General features: G+C 34.4%; 13 protein-coding genes, 3 tRNA genes and 2 pseudogenes. 12 read left to right on the forward strand and 6 right to left on the reverse strand.

From position 1 onward, the window contains the following. Positions 1–301: 301 nt before the first annotated feature. From A9G30_RS11270 to A9G30_RS11280, 3 genes are all read right to left on the reverse strand, one after another. Complete coding sequence (locus A9G30_RS11270) at positions 302–910, reverse strand: tetratricopeptide repeat protein (protein WP_065589026.1); 609 nt, start codon at positions 908–910, stop codon at positions 302–304. Between the two features lie 367 nt (positions 911–1,277). Continuing rightward, positions 1,278–1,353: transfer RNA gene (locus A9G30_RS11275), tRNA-Lys, on the reverse strand. Between the two features lie 9 nt (positions 1,354–1,362). Continuing rightward, positions 1,363–1,438: transfer RNA gene (locus tag A9G30_RS11280), tRNA-Val, on the reverse strand. Positions 1,439–1,641: 203 nt separating this feature from the next. On the opposite strand from A9G30_RS11280, the gene A9G30_RS11285 reads away from it, so the two are divergent. The 6 genes from A9G30_RS11285 to tusA all read left to right on the forward strand — a co-directional run bounded on the left by A9G30_RS11285 (position 1,642) and on the right by tusA (position 5,927). After that, a complete protein-coding gene (locus A9G30_RS11285) occupies positions 1,642–2,589 on the forward strand; it encodes a PilN domain-containing protein (RefSeq protein WP_065589027.1) in 948 nt (315 codons plus the stop codon). Then, the gene (locus A9G30_RS11290; protein WP_065583436.1) at positions 2,582–3,055 is read left to right on the forward strand and encodes a hypothetical protein; all 474 of its coding nucleotides are present in this window, start codon (positions 2,582–2,584) and stop codon (positions 3,053–3,055) included. The genes A9G30_RS11285 and A9G30_RS11290 overlap by 8 nt, the downstream gene beginning before the upstream one ends. After that, a complete protein-coding gene (locus A9G30_RS11295; RefSeq protein WP_065583435.1) occupies positions 3,052–3,423 on the forward strand; it encodes a hypothetical protein in 372 nt (123 codons plus the stop codon). The genes A9G30_RS11290 and A9G30_RS11295 overlap by 4 nt, the downstream gene beginning before the upstream one ends. Further along, entirely contained in the window at positions 3,416–4,747 is a 1,332-nt protein-coding gene (pilQ, locus tag A9G30_RS11300) for a type IV pilus secretin PilQ (RefSeq protein ID WP_218057877.1), read from the forward strand. Before A9G30_RS11295 ends, pilQ begins: the two co-directional genes overlap by 8 nt. Positions 4,748–4,867: 120 nt before the next feature. Next, entirely contained in the window at positions 4,868–5,674 is an 807-nt protein-coding gene (locus tag A9G30_RS11305; protein ID WP_141672097.1) for a Cof-type HAD-IIB family hydrolase, read from the forward strand. Between the two features lie 16 nt (positions 5,675–5,690). Further along, on the forward strand, positions 5,691–5,927 hold the full coding sequence (gene tusA, locus A9G30_RS11310) for a sulfurtransferase TusA (RefSeq protein WP_065566163.1): 237 nt from the start codon (positions 5,691–5,693) through the stop codon (positions 5,925–5,927). Between the two features lie 46 nt (positions 5,928–5,973). Here the strand turns inward: tusA and A9G30_RS13740 are convergent, their stop codons facing one another. Next, a complete protein-coding gene (locus A9G30_RS13740) occupies positions 5,974–6,378 on the reverse strand; it encodes a protein YgfX (RefSeq protein ID WP_081295836.1) in 405 nt (134 codons plus the stop codon). A gap of 257 nt (positions 6,379–6,635) precedes the next feature. Here A9G30_RS13740 and A9G30_RS11320 point away from each other — a divergent pair, with 257 nt between their 5' ends. The 4 genes from A9G30_RS11320 (at position 6,636) to A9G30_RS11335 (ending at position 10,148) form a co-directional block, all read left to right on the forward strand. Continuing rightward, positions 6,636–9,167: a PBP1A family penicillin-binding protein gene (locus A9G30_RS11320; protein ID WP_065583492.1), complete on the forward strand. Its 2,532-nt coding sequence runs from the start codon at positions 6,636–6,638 to the stop codon at positions 9,165–9,167. Between the two features lie 13 nt (positions 9,168–9,180). Continuing rightward, positions 9,181–9,744 carry a 16S rRNA (guanine(966)-N(2))-methyltransferase RsmD gene (rsmD, locus tag A9G30_RS11325; protein ID WP_065583433.1) on the forward strand — a complete coding sequence of 188 codons (564 nt, stop codon included), beginning with the start codon at positions 9,181–9,183 and terminating at the stop codon, positions 9,742–9,744. Continuing rightward, entirely contained in the window at positions 9,744–10,001 is a 258-nt protein-coding gene (locus tag A9G30_RS11330) for a DUF1145 domain-containing protein (RefSeq protein WP_065583432.1), read from the forward strand. Before rsmD ends, A9G30_RS11330 begins: the two co-directional genes overlap by 1 nt. A gap of 71 nt (positions 10,002–10,072) precedes the next feature. Further along, positions 10,073–10,148 (forward strand) — tRNA-Gly (locus A9G30_RS11335). Positions 10,149–10,828: 680 nt separating this feature from the next. Here A9G30_RS11335 and A9G30_RS11340 read toward each other — a convergent pair. Together A9G30_RS11340 and A9G30_RS12780 are read right to left on the reverse strand one after the other, a co-directional pair. After that, positions 10,829–11,090: pseudogene (locus A9G30_RS11340) on the reverse strand (integrase core domain-containing protein); the annotation flags it as partial. A gap of 40 nt (positions 11,091–11,130) precedes the next feature. Then, positions 11,131–11,346: pseudogene (locus A9G30_RS12780) on the reverse strand (integrase core domain-containing protein); the annotation flags it as partial. Positions 11,347–11,906: 560 nt separating this feature from the next. Between A9G30_RS12780 and A9G30_RS11350 the strand changes: the two are divergent. Beyond that, positions 11,907–12,182, forward strand: coding sequence for a type II toxin-antitoxin system TacA family antitoxin (locus tag A9G30_RS11350; protein ID WP_065561594.1), 276 nt, complete (start codon positions 11,907–11,909; stop codon positions 12,180–12,182). Continuing rightward, complete coding sequence (locus tag A9G30_RS11355) at positions 12,179–12,649, forward strand: GNAT family N-acetyltransferase (RefSeq protein WP_442903456.1); 471 nt, start codon at positions 12,179–12,181, stop codon at positions 12,647–12,649. Before A9G30_RS11350 ends, A9G30_RS11355 begins: the two co-directional genes overlap by 4 nt. Positions 12,650–12,666 lie beyond the last annotated feature (17 nt).

Here is a 12,666-nt window from a genome sequence, read left to right on the forward strand (position 1 = left end):
TTAACTTATCATCTTGCGTTATAATCTTATCTCCTTTTTCTGCTTTATTGTCATTTAAAAATAGATTAATCTGTTTCGATAAAATTATTTTTTTCGGTACTGTTGTCATCAACTAATTTGGCAAATTCTGACTGCTTACCATTTATTTGAAATTGATAATTAGCGCGCCAATAACCTGGTTCTTTCTCAATATCACTTTGGTTATCTGTTGCATAGGAAAACGTTGCATTAACTTCTTATAACTTATAAGTTAACATTAAATCAATACGTTGCTATTATTTGTTTTGAGTCACATTTGGTTTTAGTCACAACCGCAATCATTATCACTAGCTTGTTTTTTCTTGGCTTGTTGTTTGGCTACAATGGCATTGACCTTTTTTGTTACAACAATTAAGTGATCTTTTGCATCAGAATAGTTTTGTTCTGTAGCCTTAGCAAACCATTGTTTTGCTTTAAAATAGTTCTTTTTTACACCTGTACCTTGGTAGTAGAGCATGGCTAATGTATATTGGGCAATTGCATCCCCTTTTTTAGCGGCTTTTGTATCCCACTCAATTCCTTTTGAATAGTTTTGTTTTGTGCCTTGCCCGTTAAAGTACAATAAAGCTAAGCTATGTTGAGCGGCAATATTGCCTTGATTGGCTGCTTTTTCAAACCATTCTTTTGCTTTAATATAGTCAGGCTGTGTTTCTGATTGCTGTTCGAATCCATTTTCGATACCTTTAAATTGGCGTTTTTTAGCATATGAACCATCGGCATACATAAGGCCTACGTGGTACTGCGCTTCAGCATCATTTTGTTCTGTTGCTTTTTGATACTCTTGATTAAAATCAAACATAGTTTGTTGATCGGCATTTGCCGCAACACTAAAACATAAAACTAGTGATAACGTAGCAAAAAACTTTAGCATACAACTTCCTTCAAAAATAAATACCGAGTATTTTATCGTATTTATTTGTTTAGTATAGCTTAATTAGTTTGTTTCAACCTTAATCGCGATCGTAAAAGAAGTATAATATTGTTATTTATTCAATAATACACTGTAATTAACCATGACTTTTTAGCTTAGGGAATGAGTATTGATTAGATTTTGAAGCAAAAATAGTAAATTTTTATCTTAACTATTCAGAATGTTGTGAGTTTTATTCGTTTAAGGCAGCACTATCAATTATAACAGTTTATTTTAAATAAATTTGCTAAATACTAGCTAGCATTTCTATTACTTTTCTTATTTTATATTAGGTAATGTCTACCTGCTGAGTGCCAATATGATGAAATGGTGGGTCGTGAGCGATTCGAACGCTCGACCAACGGATTAAAAGTCCGCTGCTCTACCGACTGAGCTAACGACCCATCTAAAGATGGTGGGTGATACCGGGTTCGAACCAGTGACCCCCTCCTTGTAAGGGAGGTGCTCTCCCAACTGAGCTAATCACCCTTACCGTGTGGGTGTGCATTATAAGGCACGCCTTATTTCAGTCAACCTTTTTTTTTAAATTTCTCTAAAATTTGCTTCGTTCGATTTAATTTTAAACATTTTTTGGGTGATAGTTCGCAAAAATACCTTTTATCCATTCTTATTTTAAAAAGGGCAATTAGGATTAAGCCATGTTGTTAGCAAAAATTAAAAGATAATCCATCATGCTTTTTAATAAAAAACGCATCATTATTTATGTCGAACCTACTATTTTACGTTATAGGATAGTGAGCGCAGTTAAGCAACACACTACATCAAATGCTAGCGAAGATCTAATTGTATGGAATTATCAAAATGAGGCTGATTTAGCGGTTTTCATTGATGATCTACAAAAAAAATTTTCTGCTCGTACTGAATTTGAGCTCAATTTGGACATTAATTTAACCCAAATGCAACAACTAGCTTTGCCAGATGTAAAGCTCAAATTCAATGAATTGAGTTTATATGTTGAAGCTAACATCCATAAATTATTTCAATTACCAGCTAAAAGTGTGTTTTTTGATTTCGCTTATTCAACTGAACAAAAAAAGCAAATTACAGTGGTGATAGCTGAACGTCATTATATTGAAAATTGGATTAATCTTTTTAATAAGTATGGATTGTTATTAACGTTTGTAGGGTGTGGGTTTGAAAATACTAAAATTAATTTTTTACCTTGGCGGCAAGAGAAGCAAACAAAGCAACAACGGCAACTGATATTCGTGGCAACTAGTGTTATTGGTGTAATCGGTTGTTTGCTCTGTTATTTGTGGATGCAAGCTCAAAACGAGCTACAAACTTATGATGAAAAACGCTTGCAACAACAAGGTATAACACAAAAGCTAACTGAAGAGCTAATGCATGATTTGCCTAATCCATCATTAAGTCAAAAACAAATTCAGCAATCTTTAGTATTGCTTTCACAGCAGTTGCCTTCTGTAATCTGGCTTGATTGTTTTTATTATGAGCCACAAAAAGTAAAGATTGAAGGGCAAAGCTTTAGTTATGTTGAGCTAACTAAATTTAATCAAAGTTTGTTAACGCTAAAAAATATAAGTAGCAGTCAAGTTAAAACAATCTTATCCAATAAAAATCATTTATTTTTTGAAATGGAAATAATGCTTAGTGAATAGTGATTTTTTTGAACGCCCAATTTGGCAACAATATATGCTTTGTGTTTTATTTGGTTTGGTGTTTTTTGTAATCGTTTATCTGTTGTTTATTAAAGATATTCGGCAACAAGCACAGCTAGCAGTCGAGTCATATCAGCAAATAGTTATTGAAAATGAGCAATTACAAGCAAAAGCTAGCCGTTATCAGGCAAGTAAAAATAGTTTATATAGTTTGATATCAGATAGGGAATTCGCATTGGCGATCGAGCAAAATCATCTTTCATTAGTATCTTTTAAGCATTATCAAACAGATAAAACAGCTAATTGGGATATTGAGTTAGAGGGGCAGTTTTTTGATTTTATTAATTTTATTTCATCATTAACCGATGATTTTTACTATCTTGATTTTAAAAATCTTAAAATCAGCAAGCAAGATCAACAGTTACAAATAATGTTTACTTTATTGTTTGAAAAGGATCATCAATGAAGCCCTATCTTTATAAATGTATTGTTTTATTTTGTGCTATCTGTTTTGAGTTAAAAGCTAATATCCTGTTGGAAAGCGATCCTTTTCAACAACATTACCGAGTTTCTTGTAGTGAACAAACAGCATTACTACTTGAGCAAATTCAAGCTTGGCATTTTAGAGGGTTTATGAAACAAATTGATCAGAATTATCAACAAATTTGGTTAGCCTCTGATAATCATTGGCTAGCAATAACTGATAATACAGTGCCAAATGTTTTGTTTCCTTGGTATGTACAATCTTCACTAAACGATAAAATAATATGGCAAGCAGATTTACCTGATTATTGCCATAATATTGTATTATGGACGATGTTGCTAAATGAGTAATAAAATTGCCGAAAACCAAAAATATCAAGAGTTACAATTGGTTATCTACATATTAACTAAGGTTAAAAGCCGTTTGCTGATAGTATTTATATTTTTAGCAATCAACACAAATACTAGTAATGCCAATATACTCCTATCATCAAACGCTGATCAGCAAAAAAATATTTCAATGGCATTTTATCAAACGGATATTGCAATTATCTTGCAAGCGTTAGCCGATAGTAAACAAATGAACCTGGTTATGTCAGAAGATATATCAATTAAACAGACCATTAAACTTAATAATGTTGATTGGTATAAAGCGCTAAAAATCATATTAGATTCAGCGAATTTACAAGCAGAAATTGATGATAATATTTTGCTTATTTCTAAAGCGATAGATCCTGAAATTTTATTGCAAAAACAACAATCAGAACAAAGAGAAAAAGAATTAAACCAACCTATTAGTTCTTTATTTATAGCTGTTAATTATGCAGATCCAACAACTTTAATTGAAATGATTCAACAGCAAGATTTGTTATCACCACGAGGTCGGGTTACATTTGATAAACGGACCAATTCTCTCGTTATTGCTGATGTACCAAAACAATTTGCAAATATCAAAAAATTAGTTAAAACACTGGATAAACCGATGCCCCAAGTTCATATCTCAGCGCATATTGTTACCATGAGTGATGAAAGTATGTCAGAACTAGGTATTAAATGGGGTTATGAAGGGTCTTCATCGCAATTATTAGATAAGTTTGATGTTGGGCTTGGCGTCAGCCATTCAACCTCTACAGTTGGTTTTAATTTAGCTAAACTATCGGGGCATTTACTCAATTTAGAGTTGTCAGCGCTTGAATCTGAGAATCAACTTGAGATTATAGCCAGCCCTAATTTACTTACAGCTAATCAAAATATGGCGTCAATAAAACAAGGTACAGAAATTCCTTACGAGGTTTCTAGCGGTAGTAATGGTGCTACTTCAATTGAATTCAAGCATGCTGTTTTGGGGTTAGAAGTGACACCTAAAATATTATCTGATGAGCTGATGGTTTTAGATTTGTATATCACGCAAAATACGGCTGGGCGTTCAATAAAACGTAGTGATAACGGTGAAGTATTAGCTATTGATACGCAAGAAATTAAAACACAAGTTCAGATAAAAAATGGAGAAACCGTTGTATTAGGCGGTATAGTTCAACAAGTTAATACTAAAAATAAGCAAAAAGTGCCTAGTGCTGGGGACATACCATTAATTGGTCGCTTATTTAAACACAATAGTAACAAACAACAAAAACGTGAGCTGGTTATTTTTATTACACCACAATTGGTTGAGTAAATGTCAATGGAGTTGTATTATATTTTAACTTGTTTTAGCTTTGGCTTTGATAAGTAATTATTGTTTTAAAGTCTATAATTTTAGTCGTTATTATTACCATTTATTATAAAAGTAGAGAATATTATGCATGTTGTTGCTTCTGATCTAGACGGTACTTTATTAACACCTGAACATAGCTTATCGCCTTATACCAAACAAGTCCTTCAAGCGCTTCGTAAAAAAGGTATCCATTTTGTTTTTGCAACTGGTCGGCACCACATTGATGTTGCCCAAATGCGGGAAAATATGGAAATTGATGCTTTTATGATTACTTCTAACGGTGCGAGAGTGCATGATAGTGCGGGCAATTTAGTTTTTAGCCAAAGTATTGAGCCATCGCTTGCTTGTGAAATAGCTAAAATGAGTATGGATGACCCTTTAGTTTATACTCATTTATATCGTGGTGATCATTGGTTAATCAATAAAGAAGATACATTTTCATTAGAATTTTACCAAGACACCCAGTTTACTTATCAGTTATTTAACCCACTTGATTTTGATACTAATGATATTGCTAAAATTTATTTTACTACTACTGACGATGCGCTTTACCCACATTTGGTTCAGTTAAAAAATCGGTTAGAAGCAAAATTCGGTAATAAAATTAGCATTGCCTTTTCAACATTAAATTGCCTTGAAGTAATGGCTGAAAATGTGTCTAAAGGTAGTGCATTGAAAAAGGTTGTTGAAAAACTAGGCTACAGTTTACAAGACAGTATTGCTTTTGGTGATGGCATGAATGACTACGAAATGCTAAAAGCTGCCGGTAAAGGTTGCATAATGCAAAATGGCAGTGCTGAGCTAAAGGCATTGTTACCAAAATTAGAGGTTATTGGATCAAATGCTGAAGAGGCAGTACCACATTACCTAAGTAAATTATTTTTATAATGATCAGATTCAAAAAATGAATATAATTTTTGATAAAGAACTCAATACATTAGGACTGCGCTGTCCTGAACCGATTATGTTAATCAGGAAAGCAATTCGAGATCTGGCTATCGGGCAAGTCCTTTATGTGATTGCCGATGATTTGGCGACGACCCGTGATGTTCCTAGTTTTTGTCGCCATATGGAGCACCAATTGCTGTCATCACAAATAGAGTCTCAACCTTATCAGTACTGGATTAAAAAATCACATTAGTTAAACTGCTATTTTGATGAAAAATTTTATAAAAAAAGTACGTGAGTTAAGTTAGATCAACTTGTTTTAGGTAAAAACGTAATGTACGCCAATCATTGGCTTGAAGATTATCGGCCATTAACAAAAGTGTACAGTGCTTACCGTCATGTCTGGATTTTAAATTCAGGATAATAACATAGCGGAATATAAGCGGTGTATGCATTAAATACCAGCGCTGTTTATGCCAATAGATTTGATTGATAGCGTGAAATAACGCAAATTCACCTTTAATTGTTTTGAAATAACATAGGCTATGCCACCATTGAATTATTAATAAGATTAGAATAATAAAGGTATAAGTATCTAAGGATGTATTAGCAAACATGACTAGACAAAGCATCATAAGTATTGAATAAAACAGAGTTGAAATCATTAATTGTAGCTTGGATATGTTAAGTTTTATGCTCCACATAATGTAAGATGTATTTGGTTAAAATAGAATTATTTCAGGATTTCTTTAAAAATTGCTTAAAATAATGCTAAAGATGGGAGATAATGCACACAATTTTAGTGTGTTTTAATGGGTGAGCGATCAATCATTAGCATTTTCTTTTAATGTCAATGTGAAGATCCTTATCGAAAGATAGGTTGAGTAAATTTGGCGCAGAGATAACTCTGATGCCATTATTTTTGCCTTAAAAATTTAGATAGGAAAGATTTGTGATATTAATTAAAGTGTTAAAATTTCTTCTAAAATTATTCATCGGTTTATTTCTTTGTGGCTTGGTTATTGGTATTGCTGGTTATGCTTATTATTCTAAAGACCTTCCGGACGTTACAACATTAAAAGATGTTCGATTACAAACGCCAATGCAAGTATTAAGTAAAGATGGCGAGCTAATCGCTACCTTTGGTGAACGTCGTAGAACCCCATTAAAATATAACGAAATTCCACCAATTGTGGTTAATGCCGTTATAGCAACCGAAGACGCTCGTTTTCATGAACATTTTGGTATCGACCCAATTGGTATTGCTCGAGCGATGTATATTGGTTTAAAACATAAAGGGTTTTCTCAAGGTGGTAGTACAATCACTCAGCAAGTCGCAAAAAACTTTTTCTTAACTCCTGAAAAAAGTATAACCCGTAAAGCTAAAGAAATAATTTTGGCTATTCGTATGGAAAAAGAGTTATCGAAAGAAGAAATCATGGCACTGTACCTTAATATGATTAATTTTGGTTCTAGAGCATATGGTGTTGCAGCGGCATCTTATACATTTTTTGGTAAAACACCAGAACAGTTAACCATTGATGAAGCTGCTCTATTAGCAGGCTTACCAAACGCGCCATCTGCGTTTAACCCTATTTCACACCCTGATCGTGCATTGGCTAGACGTAATTGGGTGTTAGGTCGTATGTTAGATCAATCCTATATCACTCAAGCTGAATATAATGAAGCGATTACAAAGCCTTTAGGAGCAAGTTATCACTCACCACAAATTGAATTTTCTGCTCCTTATGTAGCTGAAATGGCGCGCCAATTTATGTACGATAAGTTTGGTGAAAATGCTTATACGGACGGCTATAAAGTCTATACGACTATCTCGAAAACAGATCAAATAGCGGCTACTGAATCAGTACAAAAACATATTATTGATTATGATATCAGGCATGGTTATCGAGGTGCTGAAAAAGTATTATGGAAGCAAAATGAAACGCCATGGAATTCGGAGCAAATTCAACAAACTCTTGATAAATATATTTGTTATAGCGGTATGTGCCCAGCGGTTGTCATGACTTCATCAGATAAAGAAGCAACGGCCGTATTATCTGATAAAAGTAATATTACTATTACATATCAAAATATGAAATGGGCTCGGCCATTTATTAGTGATACTCGGCAAGGGGCATTTCCTAAAAAGGTGTCTGACACGCTAACAGCTGGACAACTAATTTGGGTGAAAAAATCTGCTGATAATTGGGAGTTAGCACAAATCCCAGCAGTTAATGCAGCTTTAGTATCGCTTGATTCAGATAATGGCGCCATTAAAGCAATTGTAGGCGGTTATGATTTCAATTTAAGTAAATTTAACCGAGCAACACAAGCGCTTCGACAATTAGGTTCGAATATTAAACCGTTTATTTATACTTCAACGTTAGAGCAAGGTTTAACAATGGCTACGCTTCTTAATGACGCACCAATTGTCCGCTCTACAGGTAGTGCTACATGGCGCCCGAAAAACTCGCCACCTAATTATGCTGGTCCATTACGTTTAAGAATAGGGCTAGGTATGTCTAAAAATGTAATGATGGTAAGAGCCTTGCGTGCAGTTGGTATTGATTATGCTGCGACTTATTTAGAGCGTTTTGGATTCCCTAAAGAAAATATTTCACATAATGAATCGTTAGCGTTAGGCTCTGCTTCATTTACACCGTTACAAGTAGCAAGAGCATATTCTGTTATCACTAATGGCGGTTATTTAATTACCCCATACTTAATTGAAAAAATAGAATACAATAATGGATCTGGTACAATTTATCAGCATCAACCGGTGATTGCTTGTCAAAGTTGTAATGATGATGTTGTTACAGAAGAAGTAAAATCAATATCATTAGATAATGTTGAGAATGAATCTGATGGATCTGATAGTGAAGAGCCAGAACAAGCCAACCTTAAATCAGACGATAATATCGTGTTGCCAGATATAAACCTCAATAATAAAACGATTGATGTAACGCCAAAATATGCACCGCATACGGTAAATAGTGGAATCGCATTTATTATGAAAGATGGTCTTCGTTCTATTGTATTCGGTGGTTCAAATTGGCAAGGTACTGCATGGCGTGTAAAAGCATTGGGTAGGAAAGATGTTGGCGGTAAAACAGGAACAACCAATGCATCTAAAGACGTTTGGTTTTCTGGATTTGGCGGCAATATTGTAACGACTGTTTGGATGGGATTTGATGATCACCGGCGTGAGTTAGGGCGAACTTTTCGAGCTGAAGCAGGGGCTGTGACTGCAAATCCTGTATGGGTTGATTATATGAAAGTTGCCCTAAAAGATGTACCAATAAGAGAAGATGTCAAACCAGAGAATGTAATTTCTGTTACTATCGATGAAAAAACAGGATTACTGCCTCAATCTGGCTCTAAAACAATGTCAGAATATTTTATCAAAGGGACTGAACCAACAGGTTATGCTACGCAGGAAGTTGGTACTAGTGTAACAGATTCAGAGGGTAATACTTCAGAGCTTTTCTGATAAAGGATTTAAAATGAATGGTTCAATAAGAATTATTGGCGGAAAATGGCGTGGGCGTAAATTGCCAGTTTTAGACAAACAAGGATTGCGTCCAACCACGGATCGTATCAAAGAAACCCTATATAACTGGTTAATGCCAGTGATACATGATAGTGATTGTTTGGATTGTTTTTCAGGGAGCGGCTCATTAGGATTTGAAGCCGCATCGCGAGGCGCTAAAAGTGTTACCTTGCTTGAAAAAGATAAGCAAGTAGCACAACTACTTAATAAAAACAAACAGCTTATTGATAAAGATACTATCAATGTCTATCATACTGACACCTTACAGTGGTTAAATAAGCCTACTGAAAAACAGTTTGATATTGTATTTATCGATCCACCATTTCATCAAGCATTGGTAGCAAAAACGGTGAGTGCGCTTGGTAATAACAACTGGTTAAAACCATCAGCTTATATTTATATTGAAACAGAAATAGGGCATGATTTAACAGCTTATATTCCAACTAATTGGCATTTGCATCGCGAAAAAACTGCTGGGCAGGTTCACAGTTATCTTTTTATACAAGAAGGCATTTAATGTTTATATTTATTGGTAAAGTATTATATTCGTTTATATGGTTGTTTTTATTATTTAATCTTATTCACCCTTATCCAAAGCCAGCCAATGTGGTCGCCAATGTCGGTTTAATTGCGTTTGCTGTTACTCATGGTTTACAAGCGTTGATGTTAAATTCTACCATGACCAATCAAGAAAAGCAGCAAGACAAATTTAAAGTATTACGTTTGTTCTTATTTGGTATTTTTGAATCACTTAGCTGGAAAGATAAAAAATGAAAGCAAAAATAGTTGCCAAATAAAAAATTTTTTGTATAATGCTCTCCACTTCTTCCGAAGTATTCAAATAAGCGGGAATAGCTCAGTTGGTAGAGCACGACCTTGCCAAGGTCGGGGTCGCGAGTTCGAACCTCGTTTCCCGCTCCAATATAACATCACAGCATTGCAATACTCGCCAAGAAAATGGGTAAATGCCTTCTCTAGAATATAAGTAAAAATCATACCAGAATACATTATAGTACTGAAAATTTAGTACAGATTATAAACAATAGACGGTGAGTTATGCCTTATCTAATATGCAGCTTGCTAAAAAACTGAAAATGACAAATAGCATCTTAAGAAAGGTGTAAGTGTGCTTTATCAATAATCCAAATCGGTGAAGTATAAATATAGGGAACAACATTTATCATAGTATCTTGCACCTCCGATCAGCCGTCAATTAAAGATTAGCGTGCCAGATTATTACACTTGGTGTAAACGTGAATCAAAATCAAATGGGTTATTTGATAATATCAAAGCGCTCTATTAGCAACATAAAGTACGGTTAAGCTCACCAATCACGGAGATAGGTTATGCGGTGTCAAAAAGAACGGGGAGTCGAGCACGATAAAAGTCATTCGGAAAAACTATTGATTTTATTGAAGTTTTTTGAGTGGTAACAAATAGTAACATTAATCCTTTTGCAGCAAGACTATTTTATGATGTACAGGCCAATACACTATGTACTAGCTCAAACCTAATCTGACAGTTACCAGTTTTTATTGGGTGTCTGTCAGGTTAAATCTGGTTCAGATTTTTTCCCAGATCCGTTTTCCATCAAGCAATGTTTAAATTGGTGTTCGACCACAGCACATTTTTCCCTGATGAATTCGTTCATTATTGTAATAATGCAGCCAATTGTCCAGATCTGTTTGGAGTGTTTCTAAATCTGAATAACGCTTTTTTACGGAATGTCACCATATAAAACTCATGTAAAATAGTTTTATGAAAGCGCTCGCAGATCCCATTCGTTTGTGGCAACATAGCTTTTGTCTTAGTATGGTCAATATCATTAATCGCCGGATAAAGTTGATAATCATGCTTTTCAATTGTAAATACCCCAAACTTAGTACACAACTCACGTAGAAAATCATGCTGCTTGTTTTAGTGTTTTATACTCAATCGGTGTCATGTTATTTAATGCCTCATGCGGTCTTTCGGTGTTATAAATTGTTAACCATTCTTCAGTTATTCTCCTTGCTTGAGCTAAGTTGTTAAAAAGATATAAATCGAGTACTTCAGTACGATAGGTACGATTAAATCGTTCAATATAGCCATTTTGATAAGGGCTACCGGGCTGGATATAATCAATGGTTATATCATGTGATTTAGCCCAGTTTATCCAAATAACGAGTCGCTCTACCTGCGGGTAAACTCACGCCAATATCAATGCCTAATGCCTCGTAATAGTGACTGAATGATTTTTTTTAGCGCCTGTGCCTACGTTTTACGTGCCTTTGTGGGCACTAAAGCTTTTTTATGATTTCTTCCTGGAGCTGTGATTTTAAACTTAGCTCAGCAAACATCTGTTTAAACTTACGGTTTTCGGCCTCCAGCTCCTTTAAGCGTTTAATATCCGACGTTTCCATTCCGCTCTATTTTTCCCGCCATTTATAAAAAGTTGAATTACCCATGCCCTATTTACGGCACAACTCTTTAACGGGAATACCTGCCTCTGCTTCTTTTAAAATAGATGCGATTTGATGTTCAGTCATTTTTTTCATAATTGAATCCTCTTTTACTTTTATCAGAGAATTTTATACTTTTTTGCTGTACTATTTTAGGGGGTAGTTACAATACTATTTCACATGTATATTAATTTGCTATACAATACATATTCATACTAAATAAAAAACGGCAATTAAAATGAGAACTGAAACGAAAGAATCGCCTATTAATATTAGAGCTAAGGCATCTCAAAAAGAATTGATTGATATTGCAGCGCATTTACTATCTAAATCACGCACTGATTTTATTTTAGAAGCGGCCTGCTCAAAAGCTGAAGATGTTTTGCTTGATCAGCGCCTTTTTTTAATCGACGATGAACAGATAAATGCCTTCAATCATGCAATAGAAGCCTCTTTTGATAGCAATGAAAAAATTCAAGCTTTATTGTCCCGGAAGTCACCATGGGAAAAATAGAAGCGCCACATTTATTGAATGAAGATCATGATGTTATGTCATTTGATTGTGAAGAGTTGTCTTTGAATGAATGGTTGAAGAAAAAATCCTTAAAAAATCAAAAAAGTGGTGCTTCACGTACATTTGTAATTTGTAACAATAACAAAGTAATCGGCTTTTATTGTTTATCAACAGGCAGTATCCTGCATCGACAACTAACATTGAGTAGGTTTAAGCGCAATATGCCCGATCCTATTCCTGTTATTATTCTAGGTCGTTTAGCTATTGATAAAAATTACAAAGCAAAAGGATTAGGTGCAGCATTATTAAAAGATGCTATATTACGCTCGAAAGAAGTCTCTAAACAAGTTGGTTCTAGAGCACTATTGGTACATAGCTTAACAGATGAAGCCAATGCGTTTTATATTAAATTTGGATTTGTTGATTCTGGAATTCAGGAAAGAACAATGCTAATCTCTTTATGGTAATAAAATTAGGCTTAATT

It is taken from the genome of Gilliamella sp. Fer4-1, assembly GCF_001690515.1.
Classification (GTDB): domain Bacteria; phylum Pseudomonadota; class Gammaproteobacteria; order Enterobacterales; family Orbaceae; genus Gilliamella; species Gilliamella apicola_C.

What these genes read in the sequence shown, in the direction of transcription:
- A9G30_RS11295 (WP_065583435.1), top strand. Translation starts at nt 3,052, where the DNA reads ATGAAGCCCTATCTTTATAAATGTATTGTTTTATTTTGTGCTATCTGT.
- A9G30_RS11330 (WP_065583432.1), top strand. Translation starts at nt 9,744, where the DNA reads ATGTTTATATTTATTGGTAAAGTATTATATTCGTTTATATGGTTGTTT.
- pilQ (WP_218057877.1), top strand. Translation starts at nt 3,416, where the DNA reads ATGAGTAATAAAATTGCCGAAAACCAAAAATATCAAGAGTTACAATTG.
- A9G30_RS11270 (WP_065589026.1), bottom strand. Translation starts at nt 910, where the DNA reads ATGCTAAAGTTTTTTGCTACGTTATCACTAGTTTTATGTTTTAGTGTT.
- A9G30_RS11350 (WP_065561594.1), top strand. Translation starts at nt 11,907, where the DNA reads ATGAGAACTGAAACGAAAGAATCGCCTATTAATATTAGAGCTAAGGCA.
- rsmD (WP_065583433.1), top strand. Translation starts at nt 9,181, where the DNA reads ATGAATGGTTCAATAAGAATTATTGGCGGAAAATGGCGTGGGCGTAAA.
- A9G30_RS11285 (WP_065589027.1), top strand. Translation starts at nt 1,642, where the DNA reads ATGCTTTTTAATAAAAAACGCATCATTATTTATGTCGAACCTACTATT.
- tusA (WP_065566163.1), top strand. Translation starts at nt 5,691, where the DNA reads ATGAATATAATTTTTGATAAAGAACTCAATACATTAGGACTGCGCTGT.
- A9G30_RS13740 (WP_081295836.1), bottom strand. Translation starts at nt 6,378, where the DNA reads ATGTGGAGCATAAAACTTAACATATCCAAGCTACAATTAATGATTTCA.